Below are 21,780 nucleotides of genomic sequence, written 5' to 3'. Positions count from 1 at the left end.
GAGTATTTCATCACGTTTTTTGTATGAGTGGAAAAGTTAATAAAAAGGTTGTACCGATTCCTTTTTCACTTATAATATCAATTTTTCCATTCATAGCTTGAACAACACTGAATACGACCATCATTCCAAGTCCAGTACCTTTTTCTTTCGTTGAATAAAAGGGCGAACCAAGACGTTTTACTTGTTCTGAATCCATACCGACTCCTGTATCTTTTATATATAACTGAATATGCTTATGATCAGGAACTAATGTGAAATAAAGATCACCGCCTTTTGGCATAGCCTCAATGCAATTTTTTAAAATATTTAATAAACATTGATTTAGTTTTTGCTTTTCTCCAGCGATAAAAAAAGAAGTGCTTTGCTTTATATAATGAGTACGTACATTTGTTAAATTAGCAAGCGGTGTAATTAGCGACAATGCATGGAGTAATTCTTCTTCTAACTGTAATATTTGTTCTTTTTCAATGCTTGGTTTAGCAAAGGTTAAATAATCTGTAAGAACATGATTTGCTTGTTCGATGCCATTAATGGCAATGTCGATATATAATTTTCGTTCCTGCTCAGTGCATGTATCTGATTGTAACAGTTGTAAAAACCCTTTCGTTGAAGTTAATGGATTGCGAATTTCATGAGAGATAGACGCTGCCATTTCACCAATTAAATGAAACTTTTCAGCATTTATAAGTTCATTTTGGAGACGAACTTGAGTTTGTAATATGTGTAGTAAATATAAAATTAGAATCGTACCAAGCATTGAACATAATTCATACACAATAATATGCGGTATATAATCAGTCTTATTTGTAACCTTTGAAAGGAAGAATGGTATCCAACTAAATCCGTATGTGAGACTGTAGATAATAGCAAGTGTTATTTTTATACGATTAGAAGTTCGATTGAAAAATTTATATGTTAATAATAGAACAATAAATAGAAGAACAGAACCGATAAGAGATGGGAAAACACCTACCCCACCTAATAATAAGCGATATATGTTTAATACAACTAAGATAGAACCACCAGCAATAGGCCCTCCCGTTAATGTACCGACAATTAATACAATATGGCGCATATCAAATTGAAAACCATTATTTGTTTTTGCTGCAAATGTAATACAGAGTACGGTAGCGAGGCAACAGAGTACAATGAATATAGCTGAATTTAATTTAGGAGAGCGTTTCCCTTTTTGATTCCAAAATAAATGATATACGAGCATTGTAATCAGGATGAATAATATATTTAAAAAGAGATAAATAATAAAGGATTTCAGTGGGATGCCTCCTCTCTTCTTATATTAAATTAATCATACTATAAAATGAAAGAAATGAAATAATAAATAGCTGAAAAATCAGAAATTTTTACGCTAGTATACAATATGTTACAATAAGCTGTGTCAATGAAAGAAGAAATTCCGTGCACCGCGCGGGAGAGGTTCGCGAACTCCCTCTATAAAAAACTATGGAAACAACAATATCCTTAGGTATTGTTTTGTTTTTTTATTGTGACAGTTCAAGAACGTTCTTTCTTCTTATTTATAGTAGAGAAGGAGAATGAGTGAAATGAAAAAAGAAAAAGCAGTTGTTGTTTTTAGTGGAGGACAAGATAGTACGACATGTTTATTTTGGGCAATAGAGCAGTTTGCAGAGGTAGAAGCTGTAACGTTTAATTACAATCAACGTCATAAGCTAGAAATTGATTGTGCAGCGGAAATTGCAAAAGAACTAGGAATAAAGCATACGGTACTAGATATGAGTCTATTAAATCAACTTGCTCCAAATGCGTTAACGAGAACGGATATGGAGATTACACATGAAGAAGGTGAATTGCCATCGACATTTGTAGATGGACGAAATTTACTCTTCTTATCATTTGCTGCTGTATTAGCAAAACAAGTTGGAGCACGTCATATTGTAACGGGTGTATGTGAAACTGATTTCAGTGGTTATCCAGACTGCCGTGACGTGTTTGTGAAATCGTTAAATGTTACTTTAAATTTATCTATGGATTACCCGTTTGTCATTCACACGCCACTTATGTGGATTGATAAGGCTGAAACATGGAAATTATCAGATGAACTTGGAGCATTTGAGTTTGTTCGAGAAAAAACATTAACATGTTATAACGGAATCATTGGTGATGGTTGCGGTGAATGTCCAGCATGTCAACTTCGTAAAGCAGGATTAGATACGTACCTACAAGAACGCGAAGGAGCGAACAACTAATGGATAACTTTTTTGGATTTCGCATCGTAGAGAATTTGCAAAAAATGGACAAGGATATTCAGCGTAAACAACTCAAATACCATAATAAAAGAGTAATGGTCAGCAAGGAATTTACATTTGATGCAGCACACCATTTACACTGTTATGAAGGGAAATGTAAAAACTTACATGGTCACACATATAAAGTTGTATTTGGAATTAGTGGATATGTAAATGAAATAGGTCTTGCAATTGACTTTGGAGATATAAAAGAAATTTGGAAGAATGAAATAGAAATTTATCTAGATCATCGTTATTTAAACGAAACGTTACCTGCAATGAATACGACTGCTGAAAATATGGTCGTTTGGATTTATGAAAAGATGGCAGAAGCACTAACAAAAGAAAATCGAGTGAACGAATATAAAGGAGCTCGCGTTGAATTTGTTCGTTTATTTGAGACGCCGACTAGTTATGCGGAAGTAAGACGGGAGTGGATGCTTGATGAGTAAAATCCCTGTCTTAGAAATATTCGGTCCGACTATTCAAGGTGAAGGAATGGTTGTAGGGCAAAAGACAATGTTTATCCGTACAGCTGGTTGTGATTATAGCTGTGCTTGGTGTGATTCTGCTTTTACGTGGGATGGATCAGCTAAAGATCAAATTAGACAGATGACACCAGAAGATATTTGGGATGAGCTTGTTGCAATTGGAGGAGAAAATTTTTCTCATGTTACGATTTCAGGTGGAAATCCGGCATTATTGAAAAATATTGAGTTTCTTCTTTCTATATTAAAAGAAAATGGAATGCGAACGGCAATTGAAACGCAAGGGAGTAAATGGCAAGATTGGTTACTTCAAATTGATGAGATAACAATTTCTCCAAAACCACCAAGTTCAACGATGAAAACAGATTTTCAGAGGTTAGATGCTATTATTCAGAAACTAGCAGGAAAAGATATTAGTTTAAAAGTAGTAGTATTCGATGATCATGATTTTGAATATGCAGTTAAGATGCACGAACGTTATCCAAAGGTACCATTTTTCTTACAAGTAGGAAACGATGATACAAAAACAGTGGATGATGCGATGCTTATAAAAAAATTATTAGATAAGTATGAATGGCTGATTGATAAAGCCGTAAATTGTAAAGAGATGAATGATGCAAAAGTATTGCCTCAGCTTCATGCATTAGTATGGGGAAATAAACGCGGCGTATAACGAGAAGGGATGTTTAAAATGACAGGAAGATTAGATGAAGATTTAAAAGATGTAACATTACTAGGGAATCAAAATACAAAATATTTATTTGAATATAGCCCAGAAATATTAGAGGTATTTGATAATAATCATCCAAACCGTGATTATTTTGTAAAATTCAATTGTCCTGAATTTACAAGTTTATGCCCGAAAACAGGACAACCAGATTTTGCAACAATTTATATTAGCTATATTCCAGAGCAAAAAATGGTAGAGAGTAAATCTTTAAAGTTGTATTTATTTAGTTTCCGCAATCATGGTGATTTCCATGAAGATTGCATGAACGTTATTATGAACGATTTAATTAAATTAATGGATCCACGTTATATTGAGGTATGGGGGAAATTCACACCACGTGGTGGCATTTCAATTGATCCATACTGTAACTACGGGCGCCCAGGGACGAAGTATGAACAAATGGCTGATTACCGCATGATGAACCACGATCTATATCCGGAAACAATTGATAATCGTTAATAGAAAGAAAGGGCCTGTATACTATACAGGCCCTTTCTTTCTATTATATTATGCATTTTGATTAATGACAGTATAGTTTTTATGACTTACAACTGTAAGAGGTTCCATATCTAGTTCTCTAAAATTCTTCATAATTGTTATATCAACAATAACAGAGTTTTGATTTACTTTTTGAACACGGCCTTGCATTCCACCTTTAAATTCGATGATATCTCCAGTTTCTGCGATCTGCATAAGCAACTCTCCTTGTTACAGTTTTCCCAAAAAAAGAATAAATTTGGGTTTTTTTATTTCCTCCTATTTTGAACCATATTTCCTACTTTGTAAATGTTTCCAAAGTAAAAATTCGAAAAATATTCACTTTTTGTAAGAAAATATGTAGAAAATCCATGTTTTTTGAAAAAAATAGCAAAAATGCGAGAATCTTTATATCGAGGTATAATGAAAAAGTAGAATACCCTGCTGAAGTGGGAGAAATTAGAGGCGGTAAAATGATGTTTGAATTTGTGGGGAGTGTTATAGCTTTAATTTTATTTTTATTTTCTTATATGCATTTAAAAAAGATTCGTCAATATGATACGAGTACATATTTTGATGGGATGGATGGTATCCATGCTTCGATAACACATGATAGTGGTGGGGAGATGTAAAGGTATATAACTTTATTTTCTTGCGTGGTATGATGTTTAGAACTAGTGCATAATAGAGTTCATAAGTGATGAATGGAGAGTGAAAAGAATGAAGATTTCTTTTATTCGTCATGGTCGCTTAGATTGTACTATAGAACCAATGACGGTTACATCCTTTCATGAATGGATAAAAGGATATGACTTACATACTATAACAGAAAAACAACCTATACCATTGGAAACAAGAGAAGCGGTTGAAGTAGCGAAATTGATTGTAACGAGTGATCAAAAGTGTGCTGTACAGTCAGCAGCTGAATTAATGGATTCTTTATGTTTTATACAAAATTCTCTTTTTAGGGAAGCGGCAGTTCCGGCGAGCTTTTATGCGCCAAAATGGTTGAAGTGTAAACTTAACGTATGGATGTGTATTGGACGAGCATTATGGATACTTGGTTACCATAAAAATGTTGAATCTTATAAGGAAGTAAGAGAGAGGGCAAGGCAAGCAGCTTACGTATTACATCGTTATGCTCTCGTACATGGAAGTATTGCTCTTGTAGGTCATAATTATTTTAATTCGATGATTGGAACGGAGCTGAGGGCAATGGGATGGTTTGGTTCGCCTATTTTGCATAGAAAGCCATGGGGATGTACAACATATACGTTTCACGAGGCGATGGATGGAAATATATTAAATACGAATTTAACATAAAAGCACACGATTTATATAAATCGTGTGCTTTCTTTTTAAGATACAGAAATTTTGACGTTTAATGGTTTTACGAGATGAGCATAAGGTTCGCCTACTAGCATAACAATTTCATCTTTTTTATAACCTAACTTTTCGTATAGTGAATAGGCGCGTGTGTTTTCTAAATTAACAAGTAAAGCGATTTTTTCATGCCCTTTTTCAGTTGCATAGATTTCGGCAGCTTCAATTAATTTAGAACCGATACCTTTTCCGCCGTGTGCACTTGAAACTGATAGTGTATCAATGTAATACTCATCAAGCTCAGCTTCTTTTTCTAACGTAATTGATTCATCTTTATGTAATTCTCTTAAGTGATGTACAATTGGTGCGTCAAGCTGTGTTGCTTCACTACCGTGATAAGCGACAATAACTCCAACTGCACTCTCGTCTTGTTCATAGACAAAACAGTTTTCGTAGCTCAGACGGTTATTTTCTTTTGAGAACCATGTCTCAAGTCCTAGTAATACTTCTGCTTCATCTGTGCTACCTGTGATTTTTTCAGCAATTTCATGCAGAGCATTATACAATAAAGGAGCTATTGCCATTGCATCTGTCTTTTTTGCTTTCCGAATCATAGTATCCCTCCTAGTTCTATTTGTATATTGTAGCATAGTGGTATGGAACTTTGCATAATTGAATGCCGAAATGTTTGATATAGAGAAGTAGCTATGTTAGTATATGATATTTAGTGGACATATAGTAAAACGATATTGTTTGCGAAATAACGAAAATAAAATCATGACATAACAACGAGATAAAGTGAAACGTTAATCAGTAAGATTTTTTGTTCATTCCACGACTGATTAGTAGTCAACACCAATCGCACTACCTGCAAATAGCGGGATAAATTTACAGTTGTTGACCTATAGAATATACGATAAAATAAAATATTGCAGAGAGGTGAAATACATGGATAAAGAATTAGCAAATACAATTTTAGATCAGCTAAAAAATGGTGAAATAAAGGAGTATGTTGTTACGAAAGATGTATTTTATACGTTCAGAGAAGTTGTTGTAAATAGAGAAGACTTTAAGCATTTCATTGGTAACGCACAGCGAGGCGGGCAAGTGATTTATACATATTCAGAAACGCCACGTTCATAAAGAGGAATTTTGATCAGCAGGGCATCTCTCACTGATTAGTAGCCTTTCACCAATCGGACGTTTAATGCGGGATAAATAAAAGATAAAGGAGAGGGGAATTATGGGCGATTTTAAACAAGGCATTTTACCACATTGGGATTATATGTGGAAAGATAGAGCCGGCAATCGATTTATGGGAATGGTTATGTATCCAGAGAAACGAAAATGTTCAGCAAAAATGCTTCAGAAAATAAAAAGAGCATATGAAGAAGCAGTAGAAATTAAAGTAACTGTACAAGTTCGACATACATATCAGTACGTAGAAGGAATGATTGTATACTTTGATGAAGAGGCTCCGGTATGTACAATGATTGATAAAGATGAAAATCCGCATCATATATTTGTAAAAGATATTTTGCGCATTGAGCACTCTGAATAAACTTTTCATAAATAAATTGAAGTTCCATAATAATAATCTTTTTCTATAATAGTTATCTTTTAGTATGTAACGAGAAACGAAAGTATATGTATAATATATTTAATAAGGTAAATTTGATAAATGTAATCGTTTTTTAGAGCAGATTATAGTTTCATATCTGTTCTTTTTTGCGTGATGCTGGAGAAATATATTTCTTCAGCATCTAACGTTTTATGACAAAATATATTGTTAACTTTTTTAAAAATAAGGTTAAATTCGTTGACAACTTTTTTGAAAAGCACTTTATTGACATGAGTTTTAGAATGTTGTTTCATAGTCATTGTATTGAAAAAAAACGGCTATCATGTCGAAAAGTAAAAGTTAAAAAAAGAAAGAATTTATACATATATCTTGTGTCTTATTTTGAAACGTAATACAATATATAGAGAAATCAAGAACAACATATAGAGAATATAGATTTGAGAGGGAGGGTCGGAAATGTTAGTTGCATATGATTCTATGACAGGAAACGTGAAGCGTTTCATTCACAAATTAAATATGCCGGCCGTTCAAATTGATGAAGATCTAGTAATAGATGAAGACTTTATTCTTATTACGTATACAACAGGTTTTGGCAATGTACCAGAACGTGTTTTAGACTTTTTAGAGCGCAATAATGAAAAATTAAAAGGCGTATCTGCAAGCGGCAATCGTAACTGGGGAGACATGTTCGGTGCAAGTGCTGACAAGATTTCTACTAAATATGAAGTGCCTATTGTATCAAAATTTGAGTTATCTGGAACAAATAACGATGTAGAATATTTTAAGGAAAGGGTGCGGGAGATTGCGACACATTGAACTGAATAATGAAATCACGCAAATGCAGGACGGTTTTTATCAGCTTCATAAAGATAAAGAGGCATTAGAAGTCTTTATGGAAGAAGCTAGAGAGAATACCGTTCCTTTTAATAGCGTGGCAGAGCGAATGGAGTATATGAAAGAACATGATTACTATTACAACGTTCTGGACGAGTATAGCTTGGAGGAAGTAGAGGAAGTATATAACATCGCTTATGGTGAAAACTTCGAGTTCCAATCTTATATGGCAGCATCTAAGTTCTACAAAGATTATGCGTTAAAAACGAATGATCAAAAACAATACTTAGAAAGCTATGAAGATCGTGTAGCAATTGTTTCATTATACTTAGGACGCGGTGATGTTTCGAAGGCAAGACAATTCGCAAGCATGATTGTAAAACAAAACTACCAACCAGCGACACCAACCTTTTTAAATGCGGGAAGAAGCAGAAGAGGAGAAATGGTGTCTTGTTTCTTGTTAGAGATGGACGATAGCTTAAATTCGATCGGCTTTAACATTAATACTGCGATGCAATTATCGAAAATCGGCGGGGGAGTAGCTTTAAACTTATCTAAGCTACGCGCACGCGGTGAGCAAATTAAAGGTATCGACAACGCTGCAAGTGGCGTAGTACCTGTTATGAAATTGCTTGAAGATTCGTTTTCATATGCGAATCAGCTTGGCCAACGAAAAGGTGCCGGTGCAGTATATTTAAACATTTTCCATTGGGATATTATTGAATTCCTTGATACAAAAAAAATAAATGCCGATGAGAAGAGCCGTATTCAGTCTCTATCAATCGGAATTATCGTTCCAAGTAAGTTCTTTGAGCTTGCTGAGAAAAACGAACCTTTCCATGTTTTCGCGCCTTACACGGTGTATAAAGAATACGGAAAGCATTTAGATGACATTGATATCGATGAAATGTACGATGAATTAATGAGCAATCCGAAAGTGAAGAAGAAGCCACTAGATATTAGTGCACGTGATATGCTTATTAAAATCGCTATGATTCAGCTTGAGTCTGGTTACCCATACTTAATGTTTAAATCAAATGCAAATAATCAACATCCATTGAAGGATATTGGAACTGTGAAGATGTCGAACTTATGTACAGAAATCTTCCAGCTTCAAGAAACTTCAGAAATAAATGATTACGGTACAGATGACATTATCCGTCGTGATATTAACTGTAACTTAGGATCGTTAAATATCGTAAACGTAATGGAAAATAAAGAAATTCGTGAAGCAGTTCATGCGGGAATGGAAGCTTTAACAGCTGTTTCTGATATGACGATTATTCCGAATGCACCAACTGTGAAAAAAGCAAATGACGAGCTTCATTCAGTTGGACTTGGAGCAATGAACTTACACGGATATTTAGCAAAAAATAAAATCGCTTATGAAAGTGCAGAAGCGAAAGAATTCGCTCGTACATTCTTTATGATGTTAAATTACTACTCTATTGAGAAAAGTATGGAAATCGCTACAGAAAAAGGCGAGACATTTAAGGACTTCGATAAATCTGATTATGCGAATGGCACATACTTCGAAAAGTATGAAACGACAGATTACAGCCCAGTAACTGAAAAAGTTCAGCAACTATTTGAAGGAATTCATATTCCAACAAAAGAAGATTGGACAAGTTTAAAAGAGCAAGTGCAGAAGAATGGTTTATACAACTCATATCGTCTTGCCATTGCTCCAACACAATCAATCAGTTACGTTCAAAATGCAACTTCAAGCGTAATGCCGATCGTAAGTCAAATCGAATCAAGAACATATGCGAATGCGACAACATATTATCCAATGCCGTATTTATCAAAAGATACGTTCTGGTACTATAAATCTTCTTACGATATGAATCAGTTTAAATTAATTGATTTAATCGCAGAAATTCAAGAACATATTGACCAAGGAATTAGTACAATTCTTTACGTTAATAGTGATATTTCAACACGTGAATTAGCACGTTACTACATCTATGCACATAAAAAAGGCTTAAAGAGTCTGTATTATACGAGAACACGTAAATTAAGCGTGGAAGAGTGTGTGGCTTGTACCGTTTAATATAAAAAGTGAGACATGATGAGCAGGGTTTTCTGAACCCTGCTCATGCTTAGTTATCATATTTAGAGAAGGGGCGATTTAATGCGTGCGGTAAACTGGAACAAAAAAGAAGATGATTTTAGTTTAATGTTTTGGAAGCAAAACATCGCTCAGTTTTGGACAGAAGAAGAAATTGCGGTTTCGTCTGACAAAAATACTTGGGTGCAATTATCGAAAGAAGAGCAAATTGCTTATAAGCGTGTATTAGGTGGTTTAACACTTTTAGATACGAAACAAGGTGGCGAAGGAATGCCACTTGTACTGGTTCATCTTGAAAATTTACAAGCGAAAAGTGTATTAGCTTTCATGGGAGCTATGGAAGAAGTACATGCGAAAAGTTATAGTCACATTTTCACAACATTAGCTACAGAAGAAGAGATTGATGATATTTTTGACTGGGTAGACAATCATCCGTTACTTGAGAAAAAAGCTGGTATTATTACTAGTTACTATCGTCGTTTATTAAAGCCTGAAGTAACAAAAAAAGAGTTATACATGGCAATGGTAGCAAGTGTGTTCTTAGAAAGTTACTTATTCTATAGCGGATTCTTCTATCCACTTTACTTAGCTGGTCAAGGAAAACTAACAGCAAGTGGTGAGATTATCAACTTGATAATTCGTGATGAGTCAATTCACGGCGTATTCGTCGGTATTTTAGCACAACAAATCTTCGCAGAACTTTCTGCAGAAGAGCAACAAGAAGTGCAAAAAGAAACACAAGAGTTATTAATGGAACTATATGAAATTGAAATGGCCTATACAGAAGAAATTTACACTTCTATCGGTCTTGTAGAAGATGTAAATCGTTTCGTTCGTTACAATGCGAATAAAGGGCTTATGAACTTAGGACTTGAGCCGAAGTTTGAAGAAGAAGAAATTAACCCAATTGTTTTAAATGGTTTACGTACAGATACGAAAAACCATGATTTCTTCTCTGTAAAAGGAAATGGTTACGTAAAAGCAACGAACGTTGAAAAGTTAGCTGACGATGATTTCGTGTTTAACTTTTAATATAGGATTATAAAGAAAAACTGTCTTATTCATTGATAAGACAGTTTTTCTTTATAATTTTGTTTACATAACACTATTATTTTTGTATAGCGATTTATATTTGGGAAGTTCTATTCGTTTAACGGATAGAACTTTTTTGTAATTAAATGGGTATTTACAAACTTTTTGTATCGGTGTATTATTTAACTAGTACACTAATACAAAAGGAGGGAAGAAATGAAAATAGAGTTTTCTCCAAATACACCAATTTACATTCAGGTAATGGAATACATAAAAAAAGAGATCGTAACAGGACATTTATTACCTGGTGATAAAATTCCCTCTGTCCGTGAATTAGCGAGTGAATTACAAGTGAATCCAAATACGATTCAGCGTACATTTCAAGAGCTAGAACGGGATGGAGTTGTTGTCACACGTAGAGGAATGGGACGGTATGTAACGAATGAAGGGGAGAAAATTATGGAGCTGCGAAAAGAGATGGCGAAAGAATTACTTCATTCTTTTATAGATGGAATGGACAATTTAGGTTTTTCAGAAGAAGAAATTCTTACAATTCTTCGTTCTTCATTACATGATAAGAGGGAGGAGAGCCAATGACAGAGCTATTGAAAATAGAAAACTTATGGAAGAGATACGGATTAAAAGCAGTGATCCGTGAATTAAACATAGAGATTACGGAAGGGAAAATCGTTGGGCTTGTTGGAGATAACGGGAGCGGGAAAACGACGTTATTGAAAATGATTGCAGGCTTGCAACACCCTTCTGAAGGTAGCATTACAATAGACGGTAAAAAGGTAGGGTTACAGACGAAAGAAATTGTTTCATTTATGTCCGATAAGCCAATCTTTGATGATTGGATGACTGTAAAAGACGCTTTATTTTTCTACCGAGATTTTTATAAAGACTTCGATATTCAAAAAGCGGTAGATACGATTGCAGAATTTAAAATACCGTTAGAAGAAAAAATTACAGCATTGTCAAAAGGTATGGTTGAGAAGCTGCAGATTATTTTAACGTTTTCTCGAAAAGCGAAGCTATATGTACTGGATGAGCCATTGGGCGGGATTGATCTTGTTTCTAGAGAACATGTACTTGAGTTAATACTTAAATTTTATCGTGAAGATTGTACGCTACTTATATCGACTCATTTAATAAGAGAAATCGAAAATATATTCGATGAAGTAATCTTTTTGAAAGATGGAGAAATAATATTGCATGAAAATGTGGAAGAACTACGATTTCAAAAGGGTAAAGCAGTACATGAGCTGTTTAAGGAGGCCTATGAGAAATGAGTCAGCTTTTTCTTTATCTATATAATTGTAATAAGAGAAAGATAGCCATTATTTACTTTGGTTTTATTACAGTTTCATTAATTCTTTTATTTAATATGAAAGGAGTTTCAGGAGTTAGAATTTCAGGTAGGCAAGATATAATTATTATTATATTCTTTATCGTACTAGGTATAAATGGATTTGCAATTCTTTTAACAGGTATATCGTCTTTTCGGAAAATGTTAAAAAACTCTATGCTACGTTATACTTCTATTTCAGCAAAAAAGTATATATGTGCAAATAGTTTATTCTGTGTACTACTCTTTATGATTTTGCTAGGAATAGGAATCATTTTTCTATACTATTTTTCTTTAAATATTTACAATGGAAAAACTAATTTAGGTATTCAGCAAGCAATAAACAGTTTATATAATTATGGAATATTACATCATATGTTATCTATTTTCTTATGGGGACTAGATTTTCTTAATATGCTAGTTTCTATTTATTTCATTATAGTAATTGTAAAACTATTAAATGTGAAATCATCTATGAATAAAGTTGCTTGTTTAGTTTTATTCGTCATTTTTACCGCATTTAATGGAGGAATAACGTATATTTTTCAGCAAATAGAAAAGTATGTGTTTGCTATAAATAATATTGGATTTATAGATCAAAATGGTTTTTTAAATACATCATTTTATTCTGGTACAGAGGTTACAATTTTAAATCTATTTTTTAATTGTTTATTAACAATTATATTACTAGTAGTTACAGGTCACATAGTCGATAAAAAACTAGAAGTCTAAAGGAGGAATCAGCATTGGGAAACGTAGTAGTAAAGTTAGAGAATGTTCGAAAAAAGATTGGTGGAACGGAAATTATTCGTGGTTTATCATTTGAGGTTCGTGAAGGAGAAGTATACGGATTCCTTGGACCGAACGGTAGCGGTAAGACGACGACGATCCGTATGATGACAGGTCTTATTTCAATGACAGAGGGCGATATTACAATTTGTGGACATAGTATTCGCTCGGAGCGTGAAAAGGCACTAGAGCAAATTGGAGCGATTGTAGAAAATCCTGAACTATATGATTATATGACAGGAATGCAAAACTTAAAGCATTTTGCGAACATGGCCATTACACCAATTAGTAAAGAGCGCATTGCTGAGATTGTAAAGCTTGTTGAGTTAGAGCATGCGATTCATAAAAAGGTGAAAACATATTCACTTGGTATGAAACAACGTTTAGGAATTGCACAGGCATTACTGCATCAGCCGAAAATCTTAATTTTAGATGAACCGACAAATGGATTAGATCCAGCTGGTATTCGCCAAATTCGTGATTATTTACAACGTTTAGCGAAAGAAGAGAATATTGCTGTAATCGTATCAAGTCACTTATTGAGTGAAATTGAATTAATGTGTGATCGCGTCGTTATTATTAAACAAGGTGAGTTTGTACAAGAGTACAACTTACATGAAAAAGTGAAACATGATGAGGCAGTCGTTGTAGCGTTTGAAGTAGATGAAGTTCAGAAAGCAAATGAAATCATTAAAGGTAAAACAAAAGGGAATGTAATTGTAGCATCTGTAACAAAAGACAACATTCCGCAACTTGTAAAAAAACTTGTTCATGCTGATGTGCTTGTATACGGGGTTACTGTTCAAAATAAAACGTTAGAGGATGAGTTCTTAGCGATTACTGGGGGAGTGAAAGCGTAATGTTTAAATTAATTCAAAATGAATTTTTAAAGTTGCATGCGAAAAAAGGTATGTATATTTTAATGGGTGTCATTGCGGCACTCGAAATTTTAGGTACTTTAGCAATGTTGAAGTGGGGAAAAGGTGATGAGTTTAAGGGATCATATTTAGATTATGCAAACTCAGAGATTGGCTTAATTGTTTTATTTACAACGATTTTTGGGATTACACTTGCTGCCCGTACTCTTACTGATGAGTTCCAAAAAGGTACAATTAAACAATTGTTAATCCGTCCAAGAAAAAGACTTGCAGTTTTATTTTCTAAATATATTACAGTGTTATTAGCAATGTTATTTATCGTATTAGCTGGTATGCTAATTGCAATGATTATTGGCGGTATTGTAATGGATGGTAGTAAAACAGAATTAACATTAGGAATCGTTATGAAGTCCACTTTATATCAACTACTTTCACCGTTCTTTTTTGCAACACTTGCATTTTTCCTAGCAAATGTCTTTAGAAAATCTGTATTACCATTAATTATTACGATGTTCCTATTCTTCTTACAAGGTGCAATTAATATGGTATTAATAATGTTTGCAAAAGGTGTAGCGAAGTTTGTAGTATTCAACCATTTGGATTTAAGAGCTTACGATAGTAATAAATTAATCAATGGTGGAATGGAACCAACATTTACAGAATTTACGTTTACAACTTCATTATTACTTGTAGCTGCATACTTTGTTGTGTTACTTGTAGCATCAAGTGCATTATTCCAAAAACGTGACGTATTATAATAAAAGAAATCCCCGCTTGTAAAAACGGGGATTTTTATTACATAAATTTCACTTGGATTGCAACTTGAAGAACAGCGATATGGTATTTTAAGAGCTATGTTGTTTGAAAGTAATTGAGAAAAATAGGAAGAGTTTCAACTATATTCATATTATAATGTAGTTATCCGACCATTTACTTTTACTATCTTTGGAGGTGTTCTATATGCACTATGCATTTTCACGTATAAGGCTACGTAGCTTTTTTGGATGGATGATTATAGGGGTGTTCCTTATAATGATACCATTAGGTCTAGCAAATGTTTCTGAGAATACGATGGAGGTTATTTCACAAATAACTGTATTTTTTGTATTTCCGTTACTTTGGCTATACGTAAAAACAAATAAAAATAATATTGTATTTAACAGTTTTTTTGATAAGCCAGGACGTTTATCTTGGGGATTAATTGTATTAGCAACGATAATGGGGATGATTTTTTCAGTTGGCATATCTCAGATTCAATTTTACATATTAGCACATACGTTACCGAATTTCTTAGTTACTATGCTAGAAGACGGAAATGTTATTAATACGAGTAACGTATATATGACGATATTTACTTTCATTTCAGCATGTGTGTTAGCACCTATTATGGAAGAGGTTATTTTTAGGGGATTTTTCTTACAGCGAATGGCTCATAAATGGGGAATTAAAAAAGCTGTAATTATATCTTCAATTATTTTTGGCCTAGGACATTTTGATGTTATTGGTGCGTTCATGTTTGGTGTCGTTATGTGTCTTTTATACATAACGACAAAAAATATATGGACGAATATAGCTGTGCACGCTCTAAATAATTTGATTGCAACAAGTATGCAATTTTTTGGTGGAGAAGAAAGTGGTACAATCTCAATTACTGAATTACAAGCGCAAAGTAATTTATGGATTGGTATCGGTCTTACAGTTGTTGGATTACTATGGTTAATTCCGTATGTTTGGAAACAATGGCGTACAGTAAAAGAAGTTGGCGTGCCACCAGTACGTTTTATAAATGAGCAAAAAGTAGTGAATTCATCACAAGAAAATGAAGTGTATAGTCAAGTGATCGTAACCGATAGATTGATGGCCATAGAGTTACCAGATGAGGCTGTAAATAAGCTTCGGTTAGAAGAAAATGATTATGTAACAGTAGCTGTAGAAGAAGATAAAATCGTTATAAAGAAAGCACATAATAGATAATTAAAAAGTAGCTCTTAGGAGCTACTTTTTAATTTGTAATAATTTCTACACGAAAATTATTACCGTTCTTTACATATTTAATATCTGTAACAGTGCGGACTGTCTTTAAAATCTCCACTTTTTCACCAATTCGCGGGATGGTCGGAACATTGTCCCAAATACCAAGCAAGTCATCTAATTGTGCCGTTTTTTCATAAAACCAGATTTTCAATGTAAAGCCCCTTTCTCGAATATTATGTATTTTAATACATAATATATTATTTTTATTCTTATTGTAAGGGGTTTTTTTATAATTTATGAATAAAAATAAATTAATCTTCTGGGAAGATATGTTCAATATCAGGAGTAAGAGATACTTCTGATAATACGATATGAGAAACTGTCGTTGCATATGAAGAAACATCATTGATAAATTCTTCAAGTTCAACGAGTGAAGGAACAGAAATTTTTACAATGTAGCATAAGCTTCCTGTTACTCGGTAACAAAAACTTGCAGATGGATAAGACTGAATAAACTGTTGCATACGTGTTGTATCACCATTTTTTAAAGTGATTTCTAAAATACAATCTAAAACTAGTCCTGCTTTTTTATAGTCGATATCGATTGTATATTTTTGAATAACGCCTTCACTTTCAAGTTTACGAACACGTTCTGCAGTAGACGGAGCAGATAAGTTTACTCGTTTCGCCAATTCACGCATAGAAAGGCGACTATCATTATATAATTCATTTAAAATTTTTCGATCAACACGGTCTAGTTGCATTTGTAAATATACCTCCAGTAAAATAATGATTTTTGTAAAGGGAAAATATAAATTAAGATTCATATGAAATGTAAAGTGAACGTTATTTATTTTACAATAAAACAGAAGGAAATAGGAGGGGAAATGATGGAGAGAATTTCATTATCAAATGTAGGAGATACAAAGTTTCAAAAGTTATTAGGGCATAATTCGGATATATTACACTCGTGGAGTACGTTAGAAGATACACTGTACAATAAAGGAACTCTTTCAGCAGAGTTGAAGGAGCAAGTGAGAAGAACATTAGCGTATGGGAATGAATGTCCGTACTGTATGGCAAAGGGAAGACCTGATGATGTGCAAAAGGCAGAGGAGATTGGTGTAGCTGTTACTTTTGCGCATACATTTGTTCATGACCGAAAAGCAATAGATGATACTATGTTTCACGCTTTAAAACAATATTGGACAGAAAAAGAAATTGTAGAGCTTTGCGCCTATGTTTGCTTTATTACTGCGTCACAACAACTTGGTTTTCTATTTCAATTACAGCCAAATTAAGGGGGAAATGATGACAAATCAAATAGCACTTATCATAATCGATGTACAAAAGGCATTTCAATTACCAGATTGGGGCGAGAGAAATAATATTTTTGCTGAAGAAAACATGAGAATTTTGTTAGAAGAATGGAGAAAAAGGAAACGACCAGTTTTTCATATTCAACATGTAAATAAAGAAAATGCTCAGTCAATGTTTTATGAGAGAGCGGAAACGGTAAACTTTAAAGAAGAAGTGCAACCACTACTTGGTGAAGTGGTTATTCAGAAATTCGTTAACAGCGCGTTCATTGGGACAAATTTAGAAGAGCAATTAAGAAAGAACAAATGTAATGCAGTAGTGGTTGTAGGATTAACGACAAATCATTGCGTGGAAACTACGACACGAATGGCAGGGAATTTAGGATTTACAACATATTTAGTGAGTGATGCAACGGCTACTTTTAACCGTATAGGTTTAGATGGTAAAGAGTATAGTGCAGAAGATATTCACAATATGACACTTGTAAATTTACATGAAGAGTTTGCTACGATTGTGACGACAAAAGAAGTGTTAAAATTATTTTAAGAAAATAATTGCGAATTATGTAGAAAAAAATAAGAATATTTCGTATAATCTAAGTACAATCATTTTGAAAATAGGGGTGGCATCATATGGAGCAAATTTCAGTAAAGAAATTAGAAGAGGTACTTGTTGTAGCAGGGGATGATAAACAGAAGCAAAAGGAATTTTATGAATTGCTCTTATCTACTGAGTTTTATGTTGCTGGTTCACTAGAAGCAGAGAACGGGGCAACAGAAGGAATACTTCGTTTGCGTCATTTCCAAGGAGAAGGTAGATGGATCGTTCCGTTCTTTACACAAATGGAATTTGTAAAAGATGTGTTGCCAGAAGGAACGCCCCTTATTACGATACGTGGGAAAGAGTTATTTGGTAGCATTGAGAAAGATGCTACAGCTGTATTAAATGTTGGCACTGATATAAGTAAAACATTTATTCCAGAAGAAATTGCAGATATCGCATCTGGACGAATTTTTAATTATTATAAGTAAAAGGAAAAGCGTAATCGCTTTTCCTTTTACTTTTTAATTTGAATATGAAGTGGCTATACCAGAAGAAATAGAGACTGTTTTATTATTCGTGTTTATTGTCGCTGTAGCTCCAAGTGGAATACCGATGTTTGGACTTATATGTCCAATTGGTAAATCGAATAGGACAGGTATATGATATGGCGCGAAATATTCATATAATATTGTTTGCAATGATTGAGAGGGCTTTGAAGGAGTGCAGTCGTGACAACTTGTGAAAATAACGCCCCTGCATTCATTAAACTTTCCAGATAAAAGTAGCTGATTTAACATACGGTCAATGCGGTACGGTTCTTCACCAATGTCTTCAAGTAATAAAAGTGTATTGTTCGTAATTATCTCGTAGGGTGAGCCAATTATACTTGTTAACACAGCTAAATTTCCTCCAACTAACGTACTTGTAACTGTACTGTGAGAGCTAGGTACGATACATTCTGATGCAGATAAAATGGTTGAATACGGATGGAATAGCTGATTAAAAGAGGATAAAGATAGGGAATCAATACCTTTTCCTAGTTCTTCAATCATCGGACCATGAAATGTTATAAGCTTTGCATAACGTGAAACAGCAGTATGTAAAGCTGTAATATCGCTATATCCCCAAAAGATTTTTGGATTTTGCCTAATAACTTCATATTGAATGTGAGGAAGAAGACGAGCACTTCCATAACCACCTCGTGCACAAAAAATTGCCTTCACTTCATTATTTGTAAATGCTTCATGTATATCGTCAAGCCGAACTTGATCACTTCCGGCTAAAAATCCATATTTCTCGTAAACACTCTTCCCGATTATTACGGATAACCCCATCTCTTGTAATACATTCACACCTTTTAATACACTTTCGATTGTAGGTGGACCAGATGGTGCAATAATCATTACTGTATCACCTTGTTTTAATGCATTTGGATAAATCATTAAGCTCAGCCTCCTTCTCTTTCAATATATTCGCTTTATATGAAGTTCAACCCTTGCAAAAACAGGGGAAAGCTTATCAAATAAAGAAGATATAAAGGAAATAGGAGGGGAAATGATGTTTACAAGTCGAGTAACAGACATATTAAAAATTGAGTATCCCGTTGTTCAAGCCGGTATGGCAGGCGCGATTACGACGCCAGAACTTGTTGCAGCAGTAAGTAATAGTGGAGGATTAGGGACGCTTGGAGCCGGCTATATGAGCCCAGAACAAATTCGTGAAGCGATTTATAGAATAAGAGAACTAACAGATAAGCCTTTCGGTGTTAATTTACTTGTAACGAAAGAGATAGAAATAGAAGAAGAGAAGGTAAATGAGGCGAAAGTATTACTAAGCGGAGTGAATAGAGAATTAGGTATAGAAGTAGAAGGAACGTTAAAGCTTCCAAAAAGCTATAAGGAACAATTACAAGTGCTATTAGATGAAAAAGTACCGGTCGTTAGCTTTGCATTTCAAACGTTAGAAAAAGAAGAAATAAATGATTTAAAAAGAAGTGGAATAAAAGTTATCGGAACAGCTACCCATGTGAAGGAAGCGAAAGTACTTGCTGAACTAGGAGTAGATATTATTATTGGGCAAGGTAGCGAAGCAGGAGGGCATAGAGGAACGTTTATTGGGAAAGAACGAGATGCTATGATTGGTACTTTTGCGTTAATACCTCAGTTAGTAGGGGTTATTCCGCATATCCCAATTGTCGCAGCAGGTGGTGTAATGAACGGACAAGGGCTTGTTGCGGCATTGGCACTAGGAGCAGAAGGTGTTCAAATGGGATCAGCCTTTTTAACAAGTGAAGAGAGTATTACGCACGATGTGTATAAAGAAGCGGTTTTACATAGTACAGATACGAGCACAACTGTAACTCGTGCGTTTTCCGGGAAATATGCACGCGGTATTCGGAATGAATTTATAGAGAGACATGAAGGAAAAGAAGAAGGGCTTCCGGTATATCCAGTGCAAAACGTATTAACTTCTAAAATACGCCAAGAGGCAGCGAAGCAAAATAAGGAAGAATATATGTCACTTTGGGCAGGACAGGCAGCATCATTGGCACGAATCGAATCAGCTCAGCATGTAGTGGAGCGAGTTATGAAAGAAGCGGCGAATGCAATCGAGCAATTACAAAATATATACAAAAAGACCACTTGAGTAATTCAAGCGGTCTTTTCGTTAGTTTGCTTTATAAAATTGTTGGATGGCTTCGTCGATGTAAACCCAGCCTTTCCAACCTAAGTGCATATGATCTTTTAAGAAGTATTTATCGTATTCATGATTTGAGAAGTCGGCAATTGGATAACCAGCTTTTTCAATTTGCTCATGAACTTTCTTATAGTATGCTTCGCGGCGTTCTTTCGGGAAGCCAGCGTAGTCGTACCAAGGACCTTTGACAGGAACAGAAATGAAGAGTGGTTTTGCACCAGATTGTTTTAATAAATCAAGTACAATTTGTAAATCTTCATATTCTGGCGATTGGTCATAAGCATCATTTTTTAAGTAACCTTCACGTTGCTTTAATTTTTTCTTAATTTTGCTATTGAAGTAACCATCTTCGATACCATATTCATTAGATCCAGATTCTGCTGCACCTGTTTGATCCGCATGTTTACGAGCCTCTTCCCAGTTCATTTGTTTTAATGAAGGATCGAGCTTCTCTTTGTGCGGTTTAATATTAAACATAGCTGTAAATAAATCTTTACGATCTAAAATGTTACGATAAATATAAGCGAAAGGTTTAGCAGCAAGTGCTTTTACTTTATACTTCGTATCATCATAAGCGATACCTTCAAGCGAAATTTTTAATAAAGTTTCTTTTTTTACAATCTCAAAGTTTAATAAACGCTTTGCAATTTGTTTTTTCATTTCAGGTTTTAAATCATTGTTGAAAATGAAGTGGTAACCTTGTTGTTTTGAAAAGTTAGGTGCAAAGTGCGTTTCGTCAATACCTTGTGGTACAAACCATTGCGGAGAAAGAACGAATACCATTTTCTTATCTTTCAATTGATCCATTGTAGATGCGAAGTTTAATACATGTACAAGGTCTTGTGTTCCGCCGCGTCCAAGAAGGAATGGCGTAAATCCTTCAGGCTTTACTTTAAAATAATTAGATGGATGGAAAGCATCCATACGTGCGAATTCCGATGAACCGTACATCGGAAGATATTTTGTATCTGCTAACATCTTTTGCTGTAAAATCATACTTTGAATTTTTTCTTCTTTTAAAGAAGTAGCAGCTTGTTCTACTTTTTCATCACTTAAAAGTGGAAGTAGGAAGCGCGTTGGAATAAGTAAGAATACAGCAAAAAGGGCCAATGCTAAAAGCATCGGACCAAATTTTGCTTTGTTCATCGGATTTCTTCCAACTTTTTAATAACCATGTTTGGTGTAGCCCACTCGTCACGGTCAAAATCAGAAATAGAAACTTCAATATCTAAACGCTCTTGGAATTCAACTAATAAAGATACTACAGCGAAAGAATCAAGGATACCTTCTTCAAATAATTGAACATCTAAGTTTTCTTTCACAATATCGTTTTCACATACTTCTTCTAAAATATCTAATACTTGCTCTTTGAATTCTGCCATTTTTAAAATCTCCTTTATATCCGAAATATATTATATGTGCAACTTCTT

Annotated in this window: 29 protein-coding genes and 1 riboswitch; of the genes, 21 read left to right on the top strand and 8 right to left on the bottom strand. The window is 34.2% G+C overall.

Annotated features, from left to right (window positions below):
• Positions 1 to 10: 10 nt before the first annotated feature.
• Complete coding sequence (kinB, locus tag BLT20_RS01150) at positions 11 to 1,219, bottom strand: sporulation sensor histidine kinase KinB (RefSeq protein WP_000964154.1); 1,209 nt, start codon at positions 1,217 to 1,219, stop codon at positions 11 to 13.
• 206 nt (positions 1,220 to 1,425) lie between these two features.
• Positions 1,426 to 1,469: riboswitch (PreQ1 riboswitch) on the top strand.
• A gap of 93 nt (positions 1,470 to 1,562) precedes the next feature.
• Between kinB and queC the strand changes: the two genes are divergently transcribed.
• From queC to queF, 4 genes are read left to right on the top strand one after another with little or no spacing between them, the layout of a single operon-like run.
• Positions 1,563 to 2,225, top strand: a complete 663-nt coding sequence (gene queC / locus BLT20_RS01145; protein ID WP_000711595.1) for a 7-cyano-7-deazaguanine synthase QueC — start codon at positions 1,563 to 1,565, stop codon at positions 2,223 to 2,225.
• A complete protein-coding gene (queD, locus tag BLT20_RS01140) occupies positions 2,225 to 2,716 on the top strand; it encodes a 6-carboxytetrahydropterin synthase QueD (RefSeq protein WP_000368414.1) in 492 nt (163 codons plus the stop codon). The genes queC and queD overlap by 1 nt, the downstream gene beginning before the upstream one ends.
• Complete coding sequence (gene queE, locus BLT20_RS01135; protein ID WP_000036294.1) at positions 2,709 to 3,425, top strand: 7-carboxy-7-deazaguanine synthase QueE; 717 nt, start codon at positions 2,709 to 2,711, stop codon at positions 3,423 to 3,425. The genes queD and queE overlap by 8 nt, the downstream gene beginning before the upstream one ends.
• Positions 3,426 to 3,443: 18 nt before the next feature.
• Entirely contained in the window at positions 3,444 to 3,941 is a 498-nt protein-coding gene (gene queF / locus BLT20_RS01130) for a preQ(1) synthase (RefSeq protein WP_001986050.1), read from the top strand.
• Between the two features lie 48 nt (positions 3,942 to 3,989).
• On the opposite strand, the gene BLT20_RS01125 is transcribed toward queF, so the two are convergent.
• Positions 3,990 to 4,175 carry a YkvS family protein gene (locus BLT20_RS01125; protein ID WP_001165082.1) on the bottom strand — a complete coding sequence of 62 codons (186 nt, stop codon included), beginning with the start codon at positions 4,173 to 4,175 and terminating at the stop codon, positions 3,990 to 3,992.
• Positions 4,176 to 4,330: 155 nt separating this feature from the next.
• Between BLT20_RS01125 and BLT20_RS30400 the strand changes: the two genes are divergently transcribed.
• Positions 4,331 to 4,591, top strand: a complete 261-nt coding sequence (locus BLT20_RS30400) for a hypothetical protein (RefSeq protein WP_000464657.1) — start codon at positions 4,331 to 4,333, stop codon at positions 4,589 to 4,591.
• 88 nt (positions 4,592 to 4,679) lie between these two features.
• Positions 4,680 to 5,282 carry a hypothetical protein gene (locus BLT20_RS01115; protein ID WP_000703100.1) on the top strand — a complete coding sequence of 201 codons (603 nt, stop codon included), beginning with the start codon at positions 4,680 to 4,682 and terminating at the stop codon, positions 5,280 to 5,282.
• A 35-nt stretch (positions 5,283 to 5,317) separates the two neighbouring features.
• On the opposite strand, the gene BLT20_RS01110 is transcribed toward BLT20_RS01115, so the two are convergent.
• Positions 5,318 to 5,896 (bottom strand): GNAT family N-acetyltransferase, encoded by a 579-nt coding sequence (locus BLT20_RS01110; protein WP_000619542.1) that lies wholly within the window; start codon positions 5,894 to 5,896, stop codon positions 5,318 to 5,320.
• Between the two features lie 334 nt (positions 5,897 to 6,230).
• Between BLT20_RS01110 and BLT20_RS01105 the strand changes: the two genes are divergently transcribed.
• The 11 genes from BLT20_RS01105 to BLT20_RS01050 all read left to right on the top strand — a co-directional run bounded on the left by BLT20_RS01105 (position 6,231) and on the right by BLT20_RS01050 (position 15,790).
• The gene (locus BLT20_RS01105; protein ID WP_000356684.1) at positions 6,231 to 6,425 is read left to right on the top strand and encodes a hypothetical protein; all 195 of its coding nucleotides are present in this window, start codon (positions 6,231 to 6,233) and stop codon (positions 6,423 to 6,425) included.
• A gap of 100 nt (positions 6,426 to 6,525) precedes the next feature.
• Positions 6,526 to 6,843, top strand: coding sequence for a hypothetical protein (locus tag BLT20_RS01100; protein ID WP_000502205.1), 318 nt, complete (start codon positions 6,526 to 6,528; stop codon positions 6,841 to 6,843).
• 477 nt (positions 6,844 to 7,320) lie between these two features.
• Complete coding sequence (gene nrdI, locus BLT20_RS01090; protein ID WP_000959447.1) at positions 7,321 to 7,680, top strand: class Ib ribonucleoside-diphosphate reductase assembly flavoprotein NrdI; 360 nt, start codon at positions 7,321 to 7,323, stop codon at positions 7,678 to 7,680.
• On the top strand, positions 7,667 to 9,751 hold the full coding sequence (nrdE, locus tag BLT20_RS01085) for a class 1b ribonucleoside-diphosphate reductase subunit alpha (protein WP_001215839.1): 2,085 nt from the start codon (positions 7,667 to 7,669) through the stop codon (positions 9,749 to 9,751). The genes nrdI and nrdE overlap by 14 nt, the downstream gene beginning before the upstream one ends.
• 81 nt (positions 9,752 to 9,832) lie before the next feature.
• Positions 9,833 to 10,801, top strand: coding sequence for a class 1b ribonucleoside-diphosphate reductase subunit beta (nrdF, locus tag BLT20_RS01080; RefSeq protein WP_001203029.1), 969 nt, complete (start codon positions 9,833 to 9,835; stop codon positions 10,799 to 10,801).
• 216 nt (positions 10,802 to 11,017) lie between these two features.
• Positions 11,018 to 11,398 (top strand): GntR family transcriptional regulator, encoded by a 381-nt coding sequence (locus tag BLT20_RS01075; protein ID WP_000687512.1) that lies wholly within the window; start codon positions 11,018 to 11,020, stop codon positions 11,396 to 11,398.
• On the top strand, positions 11,395 to 12,093 hold the full coding sequence (locus tag BLT20_RS01070) for an ABC transporter ATP-binding protein (RefSeq protein WP_000137738.1): 699 nt from the start codon (positions 11,395 to 11,397) through the stop codon (positions 12,091 to 12,093). The genes BLT20_RS01075 and BLT20_RS01070 overlap by 4 nt, the downstream gene beginning before the upstream one ends.
• On the top strand, positions 12,090 to 12,881 hold the full coding sequence (locus BLT20_RS01065) for a hypothetical protein (protein ID WP_000080433.1): 792 nt from the start codon (positions 12,090 to 12,092) through the stop codon (positions 12,879 to 12,881). The genes BLT20_RS01070 and BLT20_RS01065 overlap by 4 nt, the downstream gene beginning before the upstream one ends.
• Positions 12,882 to 12,895: 14 nt before the next feature.
• Positions 12,896 to 13,798 carry an ABC transporter ATP-binding protein gene (locus BLT20_RS01060; protein ID WP_000528790.1) on the top strand — a complete coding sequence of 301 codons (903 nt, stop codon included), beginning with the start codon at positions 12,896 to 12,898 and terminating at the stop codon, positions 13,796 to 13,798.
• Positions 13,798 to 14,574, top strand: a complete 777-nt coding sequence (locus BLT20_RS01055; RefSeq protein WP_000475456.1) for an ABC transporter permease — start codon at positions 13,798 to 13,800, stop codon at positions 14,572 to 14,574. Before BLT20_RS01060 ends, BLT20_RS01055 begins: the two co-directional genes overlap by 1 nt.
• 202 nt (positions 14,575 to 14,776) lie before the next feature.
• Positions 14,777 to 15,790, top strand: coding sequence for a CPBP family intramembrane glutamic endopeptidase (locus BLT20_RS01050; protein ID WP_000558809.1), 1,014 nt, complete (start codon positions 14,777 to 14,779; stop codon positions 15,788 to 15,790).
• Positions 15,791 to 15,818: 28 nt separating this feature from the next.
• On the opposite strand, the gene BLT20_RS01045 is transcribed toward BLT20_RS01050, so the two are convergent.
• On the bottom strand, positions 15,819 to 16,001 hold the full coding sequence (locus BLT20_RS01045; RefSeq protein ID WP_000707107.1) for a DUF3913 family protein: 183 nt from the start codon (positions 15,999 to 16,001) through the stop codon (positions 15,819 to 15,821).
• A 100-nt stretch (positions 16,002 to 16,101) separates the two neighbouring features.
• The gene (locus tag BLT20_RS01040) at positions 16,102 to 16,554 is read right to left on the bottom strand and encodes an Lrp/AsnC family transcriptional regulator (protein ID WP_001175498.1); all 453 of its coding nucleotides are present in this window, start codon (positions 16,552 to 16,554) and stop codon (positions 16,102 to 16,104) included.
• Between the two features lie 126 nt (positions 16,555 to 16,680).
• Between BLT20_RS01040 and BLT20_RS01035 the strand changes: the two genes are divergently transcribed.
• The 3 genes from BLT20_RS01035 (at position 16,681) to BLT20_RS01025 (ending at position 18,141) form a co-directional block, all read left to right on the top strand.
• Positions 16,681 to 17,091 carry a carboxymuconolactone decarboxylase family protein gene (locus BLT20_RS01035; protein WP_000439756.1) on the top strand — a complete coding sequence of 137 codons (411 nt, stop codon included), beginning with the start codon at positions 16,681 to 16,683 and terminating at the stop codon, positions 17,089 to 17,091.
• A gap of 10 nt (positions 17,092 to 17,101) precedes the next feature.
• Complete coding sequence (locus BLT20_RS01030) at positions 17,102 to 17,656, top strand: cysteine hydrolase family protein (RefSeq protein ID WP_000184436.1); 555 nt, start codon at positions 17,102 to 17,104, stop codon at positions 17,654 to 17,656.
• An 86-nt stretch (positions 17,657 to 17,742) separates the two neighbouring features.
• Entirely contained in the window at positions 17,743 to 18,141 is a 399-nt protein-coding gene (locus BLT20_RS01025; protein WP_000435267.1) for an SseB family protein, read from the top strand.
• Positions 18,142 to 18,174: 33 nt separating this feature from the next.
• Here the strand turns inward: BLT20_RS01025 and BLT20_RS01020 are convergent, their stop codons facing one another.
• On the bottom strand, positions 18,175 to 19,095 hold the full coding sequence (locus BLT20_RS01020) for a S66 peptidase family protein (protein WP_000640079.1): 921 nt from the start codon (positions 19,093 to 19,095) through the stop codon (positions 18,175 to 18,177).
• Positions 19,096 to 19,210: 115 nt separating this feature from the next.
• On the opposite strand from BLT20_RS01020, the gene BLT20_RS01015 reads away from it, so the two are divergent.
• Positions 19,211 to 20,299, top strand: a complete 1,089-nt coding sequence (locus BLT20_RS01015; protein WP_000495279.1) for an NAD(P)H-dependent flavin oxidoreductase — start codon at positions 19,211 to 19,213, stop codon at positions 20,297 to 20,299.
• Positions 20,300 to 20,320: 21 nt separating this feature from the next.
• Here the strand turns inward: BLT20_RS01015 and dltD are convergent, their stop codons facing one another.
• Positions 20,321 to 21,496 (bottom strand): D-alanyl-lipoteichoic acid biosynthesis protein DltD, encoded by a 1,176-nt coding sequence (gene dltD / locus BLT20_RS01010; protein WP_001030286.1) that lies wholly within the window; start codon positions 21,494 to 21,496, stop codon positions 20,321 to 20,323.
• Positions 21,493 to 21,732 (bottom strand): D-alanine--poly(phosphoribitol) ligase subunit DltC, encoded by a 240-nt coding sequence (gene dltC / locus BLT20_RS01005; protein ID WP_000807310.1) that lies wholly within the window; start codon positions 21,730 to 21,732, stop codon positions 21,493 to 21,495. Before dltC ends, dltD begins: the two co-directional genes overlap by 4 nt.
• Between the last annotated feature and the right edge of the window lie 48 nt (positions 21,733 to 21,780).

This window comes from Bacillus sp. cl96 (genome assembly GCF_900100505.1).
Classification (GTDB): Bacteria; Bacillota; Bacilli; order Bacillales; family Bacillaceae_G; genus Bacillus_A; species Bacillus_A cereus.
The sequence above is the reverse complement of the archived record's forward strand: the minus strand, read 5'-3'. Positions and strand labels throughout refer to the sequence as shown.